This is a genomic window from Bacillus sp. AFS031507 (assembly GCF_002584635.1).
In the GTDB taxonomy this organism is placed as follows: Bacteria; Bacillota; Bacilli; order Bacillales; family Cytobacillaceae; genus Neobacillus.
In genome coordinates this window covers 203,166-218,464 of record NZ_NUOW01000025.1, presented here as the reverse complement: position 1 = coordinate 218,464, position 15,299 = coordinate 203,166, and the positions used below count along the sequence as shown (strand labels likewise).

Here is a 15,299-nt window from a genome sequence, read left to right as displayed (position 1 = left end):
TAAAAAGAAATCGAATTGTCAATTAATCTTACAAGCTTTATTTGTTCATTTTCAATTGTCTAATCAGTAAAGTATTACTTACCTAACAATGCATCTTCCTTCTAAGGAAAACTGACTTATTATAAAACAATCGTAAAAAACTTCTCGACATTTTTTACGAATGTGGAGGAAATGAACCCCTTCGCGCCTTCCGCTCCAATCAACATGTGCCAAAATCAACAATGAGCTTTAACATAGCCTATAAAAAAGTGTACCCTTTTTAGAAGGTACACCCAGCCATGTTTAACTTTGAAAATATTTAGACAACTCGATAACCATTGCTCCCATTCTCTCATTTTCAGGAACAAGGATCCGTTCTACCCCTTGCTCTTTTAATGCTGCTGCGGTAACTTTTCCAACGGCTGCAGCTACTGCTTTTTCCTTGAATGAATTAACAATGTCTGTAAATATTTCATGTTCTCTTGCATAGTCAAAAAGCGAGTGAACCTGGGTTGCCGTAGTAAAGCATACCGCGTCACATTCACCGGACTGAAGTTCATTACATAACCTTTCCACCATCTCTTTTTCAGGTGCTATATGCTGGTATGGGAGTAACTTCTGGACAATAGCACCGCGATCTTCGAGAAATTTTGTTAATACTGGTGCTGTTTCCCCGTGAAGTTGCAACATAACTCTTTTTCCAGAGAAATCTACGGTTTCAAGTGATTGAGCTAATCCCTTTGTTGTTCCATCATCATCGACCACGTTTGGTTTAATCTCATATTTCTTTAATGCAGAAAAGGTTTTATAGCCTCTAGATGCTATCTGTGCTTCACGAAGGTTCTTTAAAAAGGACTCTTTTAATCCAAGCTTTGTTGCTAATTCCACAAGTGTCTCAAAACCAATCCCCGTTGTGAAGATCACCCAATCGGCACCTTTCTTTACAAATTCGCGTAAATCAGGTTCCACTTCCTTTTCTGCTAAAAATACAGTCCCTTGAAGAGTACGGACTAGAGGAACACCTCCTTGTTTTCCAATTATCGTACTTATTTCTTCTATTTTTCGCGAACCGCTAATGACAACTCGCTTTCCAGTTAAACTCTTCTCCATTGCACTAACCTCTCAAATCGTATTAATTTTTTTCTCTTGCGATTCTTTCAATCTCATGTGAAGGATAAATGTTCACACCACTTTTATCAGTCTGGGCCACGGCTGCCATTGCTGCTGCGACGTTCCTTGCTTCAATCGCTTTATAAGGTCGTAATGCGCCAACCATAAGTAAATTTAAAAAGGCACTTGCTTTTTCCGCAATTCTTTCCCCAAAACGAAACTCTGTCCGCTCTCCTAACAATAGTGATGGCCTGAAAATATGAACAGATGGTATAATTAATTTACCTAGAGCTTCCTCAACTTGTCCCTTCACTTGATTGTAGAAAATTAATGATTTAGAATTTGACCCCATCGCTGTAATAATGAGAAATTTTTCTACACCAGTTTTTGATGAGATTTTTGCTGCCTCGACCGGATATTCATAGTCTACTTTTCGAAAAGCTTCCTTGCTTTTTGCCTTTTTAATAGTAGTCCCTAAACAACAAAAAACATCTGTTACCTGAAATAATTCTGAGTATGTATCTAGCTTGTCAAAATCAACGACATGCACTTCACAGGAGGGATGATTGCTTTCAATTGGTCTTCGGACTAACATATGGATCTTTTCATAATTTTTTTGTTGAATGAGGATTTTTACTAATTCATTTCCTACTAGTCCGCTAGCACCTAGAACAAGTGCCGTTTTTTTTCTATTTTTCATATCTAATCCCCTTTACGATCCAACCTTTTATCTCATTGAATCGGTATCATTAAGATTATTACACAATCCTCGTGAATAATGAAGAATATTAATCCTTAGATGTATAATTTTGACTTTGTATCTTACCCTAAAAAGGAAGATACAAAATTCAATAAGGTAAATCACGATTAAGTTGGCAATATTATAGATTATTTTTGTTCAATTATTTTTTCCTTGGACATACTGAGGAAGTGAAAATTTTTTTAAGGAGGAACAAGGATGCCTAACGATTTCCAATTTAGTAATTTTATTAATGATGTATCGCTGCAAACGAAAATGGAGAATGTGTGGAGTAATACTTGTGGTTCATGGGAGAATTGCAACCAAGAAACGATTCAATCTTTCCTAGCCCAGTGCCTCGATTATAATATTGACCCACAGTACTGCATGAGTTGGGTTGAACAGCATAAGGAAGAAATACCCAATTGGACTAATGTCTCGAAAACCTCGTTAGGCTGGGTAAACCAGCACACATCAACGGGTTCAGCCATTTCGATTACAGAGCAGGATTTTAGTTGATTTTTAGGGAGGAGGTAATACCCTCCCTTTTCATTTATCCAAAAATAAAAAAAGTGCTTCTCTGGTCATTTAAATCTATGAATCAAATCTACTAACCTTTCTAATCCATCGAGCAGTCTGGGTGAGGGGCGGCAGTACAGTTCTTCCTCAAGAATGAGAATCTGGTCATCACTTTTAAACCCTAGTTCTTCAAATCCAGTTCGCTTTTTAACAAGGCTTTTTTGAATCTTATCTTTCCTCACTCCTACCCAAGCAAGACAAATAAAATCGGGCTTGCGAATTATTACATCTTCCCACTCCGTTTGAACACTGGCCAATTCAATATCCTGAAAGATGTTTATTGCCCCAGCAGCTTCGGATATCTCCGTGAGCCAATTTATTTTTCCTGGTGTAAAAATCGGCTTTGGCCACCATTCCCAGTACAAACGTGGTCGGTAACTTTGATTTACACTCTGCTGTTTTACTTTTTCAAGCCGGGAACGAAATTGCCGAGCCGCCTCCACTCCCCGTTCTTGTTCGCCAAGAACTCCAGCGGTTGTGATTAAATCGTTTTCAATATCTGTTAATGATTGTGGATTTAAAACAAGATGGGGGATATCTCGTTTCTTTAGAGCCTCAATATTTTTTTCCATCCCTGGAACACTTAAAGAAGCAAGGACCATATCAGGCTGCAATTGTTCAACTAGATCCATGTTAATCGATAAATCAGGACCTAACTTTGGTAGATTTTTGATTGAGGCTGGCCAATCGGAAAAGTCATCAACTCCTACTAATAAGTGTGTTAAACCCAGATATTCCATAACTTCGGTATTACTAGGGCACAAGGAAATGACTCGCATGTTCTACCATCTCTCCTCTCGATATAGTTAAAGCAAAGGAATCATAAAACGCATGGCTGGAAAATCATCCATGCGTTTTTGGGTATTTCTATTTCCTTTCCCCTTCTACGGCCTCAACCAACTGAAATAAAAAGCGATAAATAAGCTGGAACGCCTCACCTATGGATATCTCTTCGGTAAAACCTTCCACATAGTTTAGGGCAAAATTCAAATTCCATAATCCATCTTCCAAGCTGAACATTAAGTCAAATTTTGCTTCATCCCCGTGTAATTGGGTATTTAAATTTTCCTTTAACGCTTTTTCAAATTTCTTTTGCAGTTTTAATCCCAACATTACATCGTATGTCCCAAATACATCATCCGCTTCTATTGAAACCGCCTCGACACCAATTAAATCAAACCAATTGGACTCTAAATAAATAAATTCATTTTTATGCATTTTTAAGTAATCGAGAGGCTGAGTCAAGAATGAAGACGATTCATTCTTTAGCATATTTTCTGTTTCTTTATCACAACGTTCAATGTAGGCGTCTGCAAAGCGCACACTAACATCCTTCTCCGAAAATTGGACATTATCACCCAGCTGATTTTTTTCGAGATACTCTTTTTCTTCTTTAAAAATAGTAATACTATTGCCGTTTGGGTTATTTTGCTGTTCAGATATGTACTGTTTGATTTGGTCTTTTAACATAAGGAATGTCCTCCTATGATTCACTTTTCATCTTTAATTTTGAGTGTTTATGTGTAAAAAAGCAAATATGTAAATGTTTTTTTTCCAAAAAAAAGAGGTGACTATATAAAAGCCACCCCACTAATTGCTATTTAATTTTCCGCTAATTTCGTTTTTACCTTATGAGCGGACGGTTTTACCTCACCTGGATCTTCTGCTTGTTTTGCCCGTTTAATAAATAAGGCAAGAACTAAAGCGAGGCCAGCGATAAATACACTTACAAAGAAAGCATCATTAATTCCTTCCAAAAGAGCTTGCATCTCAATTTGATGTTGCATTTTTAGTTTCATGGCTTCTGTAATCTTTATTGAAGGGTTAGGTACAACCTTCTTTGCAGCCTCAACGATTTCAGTTGCATGTGTTTTGGCACGAGTTGTCATAACCGTAACCAACAAGGCTGTACCAATGGCACCAGATACCTGCGACATCGTATTATTCATCGCCGTGCCATGAGGATAAAACCGTGCCGGCAACTGGTTTAAGCCATTGGTCGTAATTGGCATATTTACCATCGAAAAACCAAACATACGGATCGTGTATAAAATAATTAAATGAGTATAGGTGGTTTCCAGTGTTAATTTACTAAATAAATAACTTGTTATCACTGTTATAGCTAAACCAATAATAGCTAAAGCACGACCACCGAACTTATCAAAAAGTTTACCTGTAATCGGCATCATAATGGCCATTAGAATTGCCCCTGGCAACAACATTAAACCCGCATCTATCGGGGAAATCCCGCGAATATTTTGGACATAAATTGGTAGAAGAAGCATCCCGGAAAACATCGCCATTGTAACTACCATGGATATAGAAGAAGATAATGCAAACATTGGATATTTATAAATCCGGAAGTTAAGAAGTGGCCGTTCTTGTCTTAATTGACGCAAAATAAATGTTACCAATGAAATGAGCCCAACTGCAAGCGTCCCATAAACTTGCGGACTATCCCATCCTTCTTTTCCAGCGGAACTGAATCCATAAAGTATTCCGCCGAAACCTACGCTTGATAACACCACAGATAAGAAATCAAGACGAATATCAACCTTACCTTTTTTATCTTTAAGTAAGAAAAAGCCAAGCAATACGACGAGAATCGCGATTGGTGTGACAAAATGGAAGAGCATTCTCCAATCATAGTGTTCAATAATCCAACCCGATAAAGTCGGTCCAATTGCCGGAGCAAACATTAATACTAACCCGAAAACCCCCATTGCTAATCCACGTTTTTCAACAGGAAAACTTGTTAACATTACATTCATTAACAAAGGCATCATAATCGCTGACCCAGAAGCCTGAATCATCCGACCAGATAATAAAAGTGGAAAGGCATGAGCAAAGCCAGCTAAAACAGTTCCAAAAGTAAATAAAAGCATGGCTGCTAGGAATAATTGCCGGACCGAAAATTTTTGAATTAAAAATGCTGATAATGGAATCAGAATTCCATTTACTAACATAAAACCGGTTATCAACCACTGACCAGTTGATGGGTCAATTTTTAAGTCAGTCATGATCGAAGGCAGTGCGATATTTAATAATGTGTTATTTAAGAATGCAATAAAAGCTCCGACAATCAGTACGGCAAGAACGCCATACGGTGGGCCAGCAGGCTTTTTTATCTTTTGTTTCATTCATTTTCCCCCTATAATATATGTTCATTTTTTTATACACCTGTTTCACACTTACATAATAATATACGCAGAGTTCAATTTTTGCAATTAAAAAAACCTGCAAAATTATGGGTTTGTAATAATGCTTTAAATAATGTACTATATTTTTATACTAATAGTACAAATGGAAATAAAGGTGATTTTATGAATGACCGAAAGCAGCATGTAGTAAATATGGCTCATCAATTATTCATCGAAAAAGGATTCCAAGCGACATCTATTCAAGATATTTTAGACTATAGCGGGATTTCTAAAGGAACGTTTTATAATTATTTTTCATCGAAAAGCGAATTATTAATCGCGATTTATAAAACAATTTTTAAGAGGCTCGAAAAGGATCGAAACGATTTATTAATTGGTCAAAACCCTTCCAGTATAGAAATTTTCATTAAGCAAGTGGAAATGCAAATGATTTCTAATAGGAAAAATAAATTAATTGCCCTTTACGAGGAAGTATTGTCCTCTAATGATGCCGACCTCAAACAATTTATCCAACGACTTCGTTTAAATTCACTTCGTTGGTATTACAATCGGTTTATCGACATCTTCGGCGAAGAGAAAAAACCATTCCTATTAGATTGTGCGATTATGTTTCAAGGTATATTACAATATAATGTCCAATACAATAGAATGGCCCATGAATCTGGAGAAAAAATAAGCAGTGTTGTCCGCTACAGCGTGGCGCGATTGGTTAAAATAGTTGATGAGGTTTCTGAATCAGGGGATCAATTAATAGAACCAAATACTTTAGAAAAATGGGTCCCTGGCTGCCAAAAAAACAATCTCGAGATTATCACCCAGTTGATGAAAATAGCGGTAACGTTAAGGGCATCGATAACGAAAAGCATTCAAGATGTAGAAGAACAAAGCAAATACAATGAACTTCTGGATTTTATTCAAGAAGAAATCATCCATACAAAATCACCAAGAAAGTTTCTTATTCAAAGTGCCCTATTATCATTAAAGCAAAACCCCGAATCACTTTGGAAAAAAGAACTAGGGCAGCTTAATGAATTGATCGAGTCTTTTTATAGTGTGACAGAGTCGGAAGAAACAAACCCCTAATCCAAGGATTAGGGGTTTGTTTTGTGTAGGTAAGGCTTTTATTATTTGAAAAGCGTTGCTGAATTTCCCAAATAAAGTAATTCCTTGAATATTGTTTTACCACCACGATTGCATCTTCACCATTTTTTGTAAATATTAACCCTAAACCCATTTGTTCTTGAAACTTCCATCCTTTTGATTTCATATATTTTTTTACAACATTATAGCTGCTATCTTGATTACTTTCGGATAAGTACCTGCTTCGTTTATCTGTTTTTGAGAACAGCTCAAATTCTGAATCGCATAAGTGAAGCTTCATTGCAGAAACAATTAATGGTATTGGATTTCCCTCCTGAAAAAGCGCAGAACCAAATCTGCTGACAACTAGACCAAATCCTATGACCAAAACAATCACTAGGGTAACGGCCATTTTTCTAATCCCCTCCACCCGTTCGCCTCCTTATTTATCTGCTTCTATTAAATTTGACGACGGATGGGTATTTTTGGTTTCAGTTAGAAATATTTCATTTTCATTAAAATTGTTTTAAGAGATCGGTAATGAATTTATAAATTAGTATTAAGAGTAGTTTATTAAAGGGAAAGCAGCAATAATAGGGGTATCAAAATAGACATGATCAATGCGGAGGTAATCATCGCTATGCTCCCCATGACCCCTTCTATTTCTCCCCATTCAAATGCACGGTTGGCACCAATTGCCTGGGCTGAGGTTCCTAAAGCTAATCCCTTAGCAATTCTGCTTCTAATCCGAGTAAAATTTAAAAGAAATGGCCCAACCATTAAAGAAAAAACCGCTGAAATACAAACAAACAAAATCGTTAGTGACGGTATCCCCCCTAATGACTGGGATACTGATAAGGCAATTGGAGCAGTGACCGATTTTGGAATAAGCGACAACATAATTTCCTTATTCATGTGCAAATACTTCGTCAACAAGACAATTGAAATTACCCCAGTTATTGTGCCTGGCATAACCGCCCAGAAAATAATTACGAAATTTTTTCTAATAATTCTTACATGTCTATATAAGGGAACAGCGAGTGACACAGTGGCAGTTCCTAATAAAAGTGAAAATATTCCTGTTCCAGAAGAATATTGGGCCACTTTAATATGAGAAAGCGTCAATAAACCAATGATGAACACAGTTACTGTATATAACGGATTTAACCATGCCTTGTTATAAGTTTTAAACACCTTATTTCCTGCTACATAACTCATAACAGTAATGCTGGTACATAACAATATATTAGAAATCATTGTTCCCATTTTGTTTACTCCTTTTTCTGTTAGTTTCTAAATACTCAGCAATAAAAGCTGTAACAAGAAGAACAACCAGGCTGCTTGCTGCTAGGATGATTGCTAATTTTATTCCTTCTACTCTAAAAATCCCTGCAAAATGCCAAACACCTACGATAAATGGAATAAATAGAAGAGTTATATGTTTGATATGCAGCTGGGCGGCTGCTTCGACCCATTTGAGCTTACAAGCACCTGACATTAATGCAATGAATAAGAGCGCCATACCAATAATACTTCCAGGGACAGGAAGATCAAGCCAAGTAACGAGTCTTGTTCCAATCAAATATATAACTAAGATTGTGAGAAACTGAGCAATAGTACGAACCATTCGGCTCCAACCCCCTGCATTAAGATTAATGCCCCATTATTTTTTAACAAATGGGGTCACAATTTATTTCTCTAAAGTCAGTATCGCATACCTTTTTGAGTTTTTCTGTAAATGTGGAATGGTATCTAACATAGATTTATTAAATTTGATTTAATACATGGTAGAATAACTTACGTTTATTTCGAGTTACCTTCATAAAGCAAAAAAGCCGATTCCCAATAGTAGGAGCGGCTAAAACTGAATATTTAATACCTATTTAAGAAAGGATTTAGGCATGACAACAGCGACGACCTCTCCACGAGCACAGAGAATATCATTCGCATAAACTTCTGTCTCAACCTTAAACTTTTTAGGGTGTATTTCATGGACAGTTCCGATTGCTTTTAATGGTATACCATGTGGAGTGGGCTTGAGAAAGTTCACATTTAAGGAAGCCGTTACGAATCTTGGGGGCTCCTCTCCATCACCAGCTTCATGTCCATTTTTTCGATGAAGCGCCAATGCAGCAGACCCTGTTCCATGACAATCTATTAAAGAGGCAACAATGCCGCCATAAACAAAACCTGGAAGTGCTAGATGCTCTGCTTCTGGTGTGAATATAGTTACTGTTTGTTCACCCTGCCAGCCAGTTCGAAAATGATGTCCCCCTTCGTTCAATCGACCACAGCCATAACACCAGGCGAAATCATCCGGATAAACATCCTGAATTGCTTTTAAAACTTTATCTTCCATTAATTTCTCCCCCTTCACCGAAAACGCTTTCATAGACATGATAACATTGTTAAAATTCCCTGGTCAATCAATAGACAAAATATTAGAAAATCCAAACATTTCACATAAGTCAGAAAAGGAAAACCCTTGTGATGCAAGGGTTTTCTTCTGAATATTTCGGTAGTAATAACAAATAGACTCTATATGGAGCAAATAAAAACAATTAGACTACTAATTCCAAACTTCCTCTGCAATTACCCTATACCCTGCTTCCGGCTTAATTGATCCAAAAAGATAGTCACGAATCTACTACACCGATCAATATCCTTCATTTGGAGGTTAACCTCGATTTTTAGGGTGGCAATTAAATTTGTGTGTACGTAAAGCATATCCTTAAATTCATCAACAGCTCCGCAAAACTTCGGGTAACCACTATCCCCTGTGCCGATTACACCTGTCAGTACCTTTTTTACGTCCTGAGTTTCGAATGCACGATATAGCTCCATCATTTCTTGAGGAATTTCGCCATTTCCCCAAGTATAGGTTCCGATCACTACAGCCTCAAATTGGGATAAATCCCTAACTCGAAATTGCTCGATCCGAAAGAGAGAAACCATTACATTCTTCTTTAAAAATAAATGGAAAATTAGTTGAGCTAATTCTTCAGTATTTCCTGTTTTGGAAGAATATACGATGGCAATTTTCATAATTCATCGAAACCGTTTGATTGTGTTACCTTTGCATAGCTTCTTGACTTCTGTTCAAAAAAATCGGATTTTGTTCCATTCATCATTTCATCACTGAAAACATGGATCCAAGGCATAGGGTTTACCCTTTCTTTATATAAGTTCTGTAAACCTAGCTGTCGAAGCCGCTTATTAGCAAGATATTCGGTGTATCTTTCGTACTCGTTCAATTCAATACCATCTATATCCTTCAAAATCATATGTGCCCACTCTTTTTCAAGTCGGACAGCTTGTCCAACCACTTTATATACATAATCAATGTTAGCCTCTGTATGTAAATCCGGATTTTCTGTTAAAAGTATTCGTAGAAACTGTGCCATGAAATACGCATGCTGCATTTCATCCCGTTGTATATAGCTAATCATTGTACTAGTCTTAAGCATTTTTTGCTGGCGGGCAAGATGATAGAAAAAAGCAAAGCCAGCATAAAAATAAATACCCTCTAGATTAATAGAATTCACACCTAGTTGAAATAAATTTTGTGGTGTAGGATTCTCACGGAAACATTCATATGCATCTAATATCAGTTGGTTTCTTTTTTGAACGATTGGATCATTTTTGGCTTGATTGAACCAATCCTTTTGTTCATTTAAGGGGACAAGAGAACTTAATATATAGGAATAGGATTCATTATGAACTGCTTCCTGCTGAGCGATGACAGCAAATATTGCTTTAAAGCTAGAATCCGACACATAATCCATCACTTGACACATGGTAGGGGTCTGCAGGCTATCTAAACAAGCAAGTTGTGTATTTATTCGTAAAAAGACATCTTTCTCCGTTGAACTTAGAAAGTCCCATTGCTTTATATCATCTTGCATATTAATCTCTTGAGCTTTCCAAAAGTTTGACAATAAAGTTTGATATAAATCGTATATCTGAGGATAAGCAATATCATTCCAGTTGAGCAAGCCTGATGATTTTCCGTTGATAATACCGGTTGATTTATTGGGAAACTCAGGGTTTAACAGTTTTATTCTTGATAGCGGTAAATGAATATCCATAAAATAATCTTCTCCAATCTATTCTTAAAAGATGTTAGCTATGGCAAGCCTCACATTCGTCAATTTCCGTTTGAGATGTGCTTCTTACATAGTACGTTGTCTTTAATCCTTGCTTCCAAGCTTCCATATGCAGGTTGAGCAAGTCCTTTGCTTTTATATCGTGCCTAACATATAAATTAAAGCTAATGCCTTGATCAATGTGACGCCCTCGTGCCGCATTCTGTTTAATACTCCACACTTGATCTAATTCATGTCTGGACCGGCGATAAAAGTCGTACGTTATATGGTTTAAATCAGGTGCGGTAACTTTAAATTTAAAATTCTTCTTTTCCTCTGCATATTCAACAGAATAGATCGGATCTATTCCATCAGTGGAACCTCCTATTTTGGCTGTTGATGAGTTGGGAGCGATAGCCATTAACCAACCATTTCGAATACCATGATTTACGACATCCCTTTTTAGTTCAATCCATCTTTTCGTTTGGTAATTTTTCCGATCAAAATAGCTCCCAGTATGCCATTCTGAATCTTTAAATAGACTATAAGACCCTTTCTCCTTGGCTAGTTCCATTGAAGAACGAATGGTATAAAAGGCGATATCTTCATACAAGCGATCCGCATACGTAACAGCCTTTTCAGATTCCCAATATATACCTTTAAGTGCTAAAAGGTGGTGCCAGCCAAATGTACCAAGACCCACGGCTCTGTACTTTGTATTTGTTAGTTGAGCCTGTCCAACTGAGATTGTATTTAAATCAATCACGTTATCGAGCATTCTTACTTGGATCCTAATTAAACGCTCTAAAACATCTGCAGGAACTGCTTTTGCCAAATTAATAGAAGATAAATTACAAACAACGAAATCACCTGGTTTACGAACAATCACGAGATTGCCATCTTCATTTTGGTATTCGTTAACTATGGTCGTAGCTGACATATTTTGAGCAATTTCTGTACATAGGTTACTGCAGAAAATAGTTGTACGGCCCTTGCCTAATACATGCTTATTTGGATTTTGCCTGTTTACTTCATCACGATAGAACATGTATGGTGTTCCTGTTTCTAATTGAGCAACCATTATTCGTGTCATAATATCCATTGCACGGTAGGTTTTACGAGGAAGAAGCTGGTTACCTGCGGCCTCTTCATATTTCTCGGTAAAGTATTTAACATCCGTTTCATCATAAAAATCCTCAAGTCCGAGAAGGTTCCCTTTTTCATCCTTCCAGCCCATAAATTGTTTTACTTGATGGGGACAAAATGTATGCCACTGCCCGATACTTCTTCCATCCTCATCTTTCTCTTCTAATTTTTTCATAAATAGGTCTGGTATGGTGACACCCGTGAAAATGTCATGGGCTTTACGACGTTCATCTCCATTATTGGTTTTCAAATCGAGAAATCCGTTCATGATATCTTTATGAAACAAATCTAGATAAACAGCAATGGCACCTTGCCGTTGACCTAACTGATCGACACTGACAGCTGTATTATTTAGCAATTTAATCCATGGTACAATTCCAGAGGAGTTTCCTTTAAATTTCTTAATATCGGAACCTAGGGCACGAATTTTACCATAATAGATCCCAATACCTCCGCCATCCTTACTTAGCCGAGCAATATCCCAATTATTTAAATAAATGCTATCAAGGGAATCGTCTACTGTATCAATAAAGCAGGAGGAAAGCTGCCCAAAGCTTTTGCCCGCATTCGCTAAAGTAGGGGTAGCAACTGTCATAAATAAATTACTTAGTGCCCAATATGCTTCCTTTACAAGCTGTAAGCGGATGGACTCCTTTTCATCCTTCATAATCGTCATGGCAATAACCATGAACCGCTCCTGCGGGAGTTCATATACGTTTCTATTATGATCTTGAGCAAGATAACGATCCGCTAGTAAAAATAACCCTATGTAATTAAATAATAAATCTTTATCTGGATTTATCTCTTTTGCTAGTTGATCGATTTCATCTTTACTATATAAACTTAGGAGATCATTAGAATATATACCTTTATCAGTCAATTCTTTTATTAATCTATAAAAGTCTCCATATTTTAAAGAACGATTATAGCATCGACTTTTTGCAGATTTTCCATATAATTCATTCAGATATAAACGGGCAGCGACAAATGTCCAATTCGGTTGGTCCATTGCAACTTGATTTATTGCATAGACTAAAGCTTGTTGGTTTGCTTCCACCTCTGTTACTTCCAGTTCGCTTATACGGTTTTTAAGCTCAGTTGTATCCATCTGATATTTTTCTGTAACTTGATTAATAGATTCTAAAACATAATTGAAATCAACTTGAAGCTCCTTTGTTACCATTTCATTTCCCCCTATAATAAAAAAATCCGCTCAAGGGGAATTGAGCGGATGAAACGATAACACTACAAAAGGACTAAAATAAAAGTATCCAATGCCTCCTGTCGCCACCGTTCATCTTCTCAATCCCCGAAGAAGTTGAAACAACTTAAGAAAGACAGGTCTCCTGACTCATGCTTCATCCTACTTTGAACCCTTCCCATATAATTGCCTAATATATTAGACATTTCTTATACAGTGGTTTGCTCATTTCGTCAGCATTTACAGTTGCGGGGGCAGTTCTGGATTTACACCAGATTCCCTATTAAGCCACAATGGCATCGTCTCTTAAGGCTAACACAATATATAGTTTGATTATTATTTATTGAAACAATATATAGTGAATCAATTAATTTAAATAATAGTATAGTCACCAAAATAATTCAAGTCTATTATTAAATAAAAATGAAACCTATCTGGTTTAGTTTCCGTATATTAAGAAAGTCCAAGGTGAAAAGGGGCAATTTTATGGGGAACATTTTTCTATTTACGATGATCATTGGAATAGCTTCAGCACTTGTTTTAATACCCATTTTTAAACATGAAGAGGCAAATAAAAAAGTTGATAAAAAACAAAAAATCGGCGTCTTCATTGCTGTTATGGTTTTTCTTATGCTTCCAGTGTTTTCATTCTTTTATTTTAGTAATTTTGATAGAAACTTCACTTCTTTATGGCCGTTAGCAATCTTCCTAACTGTAGGCGGAGCAGTTCTTGCCAAAGGCACAGAAAGAAAGATTAAAGGACTTCTCTTTCTAGCAAGTCTAGGTCTAGGAATTTATTTCTTAACCGCCTTCATTTTTAATGCCGATGAAAAATATCAAGTAGCAAAGATGGATGCAAAGGTAGAGATTCAGACCTTTGATGAGAAGGAAACACCAGCTAGCGTTCCACCGCAGTTTGCACGTAACAAAATGAAAAAGGCTTTTGGGCAAGTACCGAACACAAGCTACTTTGAGCTTGGAAATCTTCAGATTCAAAAACTGAACGGTGATTATGTATATATTGCTCCCGTTGAATTTTCTGGATTTTTTAAATGGTGGAAAGGTGAAAGAACTCCTGGTTACTTTTCATTAAGTGCAACGGATTCTAGCGCTAATCCAAAATTTATTAAGGCCGAAATGGTTTATACCCCTTCCTCTTATTTTAATAGACAAATCGAGCGGCATATTCGCATGCAATATCCCAAGAAGATTTTCTACGGAGATGTTCAATTAGAAATTAACGAAGAAGGAAAACCTTTTTACATCCGTACTTATGGTGAATTTATTTCAGCCCGAAATGGATTTACGGCCAAAGGGCTAGTCGTAGTTGATTCTAAGAGTGGCGCAATGAAAGATTATCATATTTCAAATGTCCCCGAATTTATTGATGGCGCGGTCTCACCTGAGGCAGTTAGTCTGCAAAACAGCTATTATGGGAACCTCGTCCATGGATTTTGGAATAGTAAATTCGGAAAATCTGACGTGAAACTCCCATCTGATGAAGGAACTGAGTCAAATGTAAGTCCGATCTTTGATGAAAATGGAAAGATGTATTATTTTACTGATTTCACAAGTCCTAAAGAAGGCGTAGATTCTATGCTTGGTTACTCGTTAACTAACTCAAGGACGGGAAAAGCAACTTACTATACCGGAAATCCAGAGCAATCTTATATGGATTCACAGGGTGCCTTACAGATCATTGAGAAGAAATTTATTGAAAAGAAATGGCATGGGCAAATGCCGATTCTTTACAATTTTTACGGAGAAGCAAGCTGGTTAACGTCTGTATTGGATTCGAACGGTTTTCTGCAAAATTACTTTATCGTCTCTGCAGCTAATCCAGAAATTTCTGTGTACGCCAATACTCCAAATGAGGCCCTAAAACAATATAAAACAGCCCTACAAAGAGGCAAGGGCACTGTAGACGGCAGTTCTAAAGCGGATGAAAAGCAAATCAGCGGAACAGTGGTGAGAGTCTATAAAGAACAAAGAGAAGATTTCACCATTGTTTCTTTTTTATTAGACAATCGCCAAAACTTTATCATCTCTTCGGAAAGAGTCCCGCTAGCTATCTACTTAAAAGAAGGAGATAAAGTAACCGTTCGCTACTTGGACACTGGCGGAGACTTCCTGCCGGCAAAAGAGTTAGTAATAGATGCATTACAATAGGGAAACAAAAATGGGTGTCAGGCACTAATTAGTGCCTGACACCCATTTTT

15 protein-coding genes and 1 riboswitch are annotated in these 15,299 nt (G+C 36.9%); of the genes, 3 read left to right on the top strand and 12 right to left on the bottom strand.

Going from position 1 to position 15,299, the window contains the following annotated elements; genetic code table 11:
• Positions 1-282: 282 nt before the first annotated feature.
• Both COE25_RS22400 and COE25_RS22395 read right to left on the bottom strand, forming a co-directional pair.
• On the bottom strand, positions 283-1,089 hold the full coding sequence (locus tag COE25_RS22400) for a uroporphyrinogen-III synthase (protein WP_098934194.1): 807 nt from the start codon (positions 1,087-1,089) through the stop codon (positions 283-285).
• 22 nt (positions 1,090-1,111) lie between these two features.
• Positions 1,112-1,789, bottom strand: coding sequence for an NAD-dependent epimerase/dehydratase family protein (locus COE25_RS22395; protein ID WP_098934193.1), 678 nt, complete (start codon positions 1,787-1,789; stop codon positions 1,112-1,114).
• Between the two features lie 258 nt (positions 1,790-2,047).
• On the opposite strand from COE25_RS22395, the gene COE25_RS22390 reads away from it, so the two are divergent.
• Positions 2,048-2,347: a hypothetical protein gene (locus COE25_RS22390; RefSeq protein ID WP_098934192.1), complete on the top strand. Its 300-nt coding sequence runs from the start codon at positions 2,048-2,050 to the stop codon at positions 2,345-2,347.
• 65 nt (positions 2,348-2,412) lie between these two features.
• On the opposite strand, the gene COE25_RS22385 is transcribed toward COE25_RS22390, so the two are convergent.
• The 3 genes from COE25_RS22385 to COE25_RS22375 all read right to left on the bottom strand — a co-directional run bounded on the left by COE25_RS22385 (position 2,413) and on the right by COE25_RS22375 (position 5,547).
• On the bottom strand, positions 2,413-3,186 hold the full coding sequence (locus tag COE25_RS22385) for a cobalamin-binding protein (protein WP_098934191.1): 774 nt from the start codon (positions 3,184-3,186) through the stop codon (positions 2,413-2,415).
• A gap of 88 nt (positions 3,187-3,274) precedes the next feature.
• On the bottom strand, positions 3,275-3,877 hold the full coding sequence (locus tag COE25_RS22380; protein ID WP_098934190.1) for a branched-chain amino acid aminotransferase: 603 nt from the start codon (positions 3,875-3,877) through the stop codon (positions 3,275-3,277).
• 131 nt (positions 3,878-4,008) lie between these two features.
• Positions 4,009-5,547 carry a DHA2 family efflux MFS transporter permease subunit gene (locus tag COE25_RS22375; RefSeq protein WP_098934189.1) on the bottom strand — a complete coding sequence of 513 codons (1,539 nt, stop codon included), beginning with the start codon at positions 5,545-5,547 and terminating at the stop codon, positions 4,009-4,011.
• 183 nt (positions 5,548-5,730) lie between these two features.
• Here COE25_RS22375 and COE25_RS22370 point away from each other — a divergent pair, with 183 nt between their 5' ends.
• A complete protein-coding gene (locus COE25_RS22370; protein WP_098934303.1) occupies positions 5,731-6,651 on the top strand; it encodes a TetR/AcrR family transcriptional regulator in 921 nt (306 codons plus the stop codon).
• Here COE25_RS22370 and COE25_RS22365 read toward each other — a convergent pair.
• From COE25_RS22365 to COE25_RS22335, 7 genes are all read right to left on the bottom strand, one after another.
• A complete protein-coding gene (locus COE25_RS22365; RefSeq protein ID WP_098934188.1) occupies positions 6,593-7,078 on the bottom strand; it encodes a hypothetical protein in 486 nt (161 codons plus the stop codon). The genes COE25_RS22370 and COE25_RS22365 overlap by 59 nt on opposite strands.
• Before the next feature lie 143 nt (positions 7,079-7,221).
• Complete coding sequence (locus COE25_RS22360; protein WP_098934187.1) at positions 7,222-7,914, bottom strand: LrgB family protein; 693 nt, start codon at positions 7,912-7,914, stop codon at positions 7,222-7,224.
• Positions 7,895-8,275, bottom strand: a complete 381-nt coding sequence (locus COE25_RS22355; RefSeq protein WP_098934186.1) for a CidA/LrgA family protein — start codon at positions 8,273-8,275, stop codon at positions 7,895-7,897. The genes COE25_RS22360 and COE25_RS22355 overlap by 20 nt, the downstream gene beginning before the upstream one ends.
• A gap of 252 nt (positions 8,276-8,527) precedes the next feature.
• Entirely contained in the window at positions 8,528-9,007 is a 480-nt protein-coding gene (locus COE25_RS22350) for a PaaI family thioesterase (protein ID WP_098934185.1), read from the bottom strand.
• A 233-nt stretch (positions 9,008-9,240) separates the two neighbouring features.
• A complete protein-coding gene (locus COE25_RS22345; RefSeq protein WP_098934184.1) occupies positions 9,241-9,693 on the bottom strand; it encodes a flavodoxin domain-containing protein in 453 nt (150 codons plus the stop codon).
• Positions 9,690-10,736, bottom strand: coding sequence for a ribonucleotide-diphosphate reductase subunit beta (locus COE25_RS22340; protein WP_098934183.1), 1,047 nt, complete (start codon positions 10,734-10,736; stop codon positions 9,690-9,692). The genes COE25_RS22345 and COE25_RS22340 overlap by 4 nt, the downstream gene beginning before the upstream one ends.
• Positions 10,737-10,770: 34 nt before the next feature.
• Positions 10,771-13,062, bottom strand: coding sequence for a ribonucleoside-diphosphate reductase subunit alpha (locus COE25_RS22335; protein ID WP_098934182.1), 2,292 nt, complete (start codon positions 13,060-13,062; stop codon positions 10,771-10,773).
• 136 nt (positions 13,063-13,198) lie between these two features.
• Positions 13,199-13,400, bottom strand: a riboswitch (cobalamin riboswitch).
• A gap of 166 nt (positions 13,401-13,566) precedes the next feature.
• Between COE25_RS22335 and COE25_RS22330 the strand changes: the two genes are divergently transcribed.
• Entirely contained in the window at positions 13,567-15,249 is a 1,683-nt protein-coding gene (locus COE25_RS22330; protein ID WP_098934181.1) for a hypothetical protein, read from the top strand.
• The last annotated feature ends 50 nt before the right edge of the window (positions 15,250-15,299 follow it).

Bases quoted from the DNA above. Each gene is read 5' to 3' on its own strand.
- COE25_RS22385 (WP_098934191.1), bottom strand. From the start codon at position 3,186: ATGCGAGTCATTTCCTTGTGCCCTAGTAATACCGAAGTTATGGAATAT.
- COE25_RS22340 (WP_098934183.1), bottom strand. From the start codon at position 10,736: ATGGATATTCATTTACCGCTATCAAGAATAAAACTGTTAAACCCTGAG.
- COE25_RS22330 (WP_098934181.1), top strand. From the start codon at position 13,567: ATGGGGAACATTTTTCTATTTACGATGATCATTGGAATAGCTTCAGCA.
- COE25_RS22400 (WP_098934194.1), bottom strand. From the start codon at position 1,089: ATGGAGAAGAGTTTAACTGGAAAGCGAGTTGTCATTAGCGGTTCGCGA.
- COE25_RS22345 (WP_098934184.1), bottom strand. From the start codon at position 9,693: ATGAAAATTGCCATCGTATATTCTTCCAAAACAGGAAATACTGAAGAA.
- COE25_RS22375 (WP_098934189.1), bottom strand. From the start codon at position 5,547: ATGAAACAAAAGATAAAAAAGCCTGCTGGCCCACCGTATGGCGTTCTT.
- COE25_RS22395 (WP_098934193.1), bottom strand. From the start codon at position 1,789: ATGAAAAATAGAAAAAAAACGGCACTTGTTCTAGGTGCTAGCGGACTA.
- COE25_RS22370 (WP_098934303.1), top strand. From the start codon at position 5,731: ATGAATGACCGAAAGCAGCATGTAGTAAATATGGCTCATCAATTATTC.
- COE25_RS22380 (WP_098934190.1), bottom strand. From the start codon at position 3,877: ATGTTAAAAGACCAAATCAAACAGTACATATCTGAACAGCAAAATAAC.
- COE25_RS22335 (WP_098934182.1), bottom strand. From the start codon at position 13,062: ATGGTAACAAAGGAGCTTCAAGTTGATTTCAATTATGTTTTAGAATCT.
- COE25_RS22360 (WP_098934187.1), bottom strand. From the start codon at position 7,914: ATGGGAACAATGATTTCTAATATATTGTTATGTACCAGCATTACTGTT.
- COE25_RS22350 (WP_098934185.1), bottom strand. From the start codon at position 9,007: ATGGAAGATAAAGTTTTAAAAGCAATTCAGGATGTTTATCCGGATGAT.
- COE25_RS22355 (WP_098934186.1), bottom strand. From the start codon at position 8,275: ATGGTTCGTACTATTGCTCAGTTTCTCACAATCTTAGTTATATATTTG.
- COE25_RS22390 (WP_098934192.1), top strand. From the start codon at position 2,048: ATGCCTAACGATTTCCAATTTAGTAATTTTATTAATGATGTATCGCTG.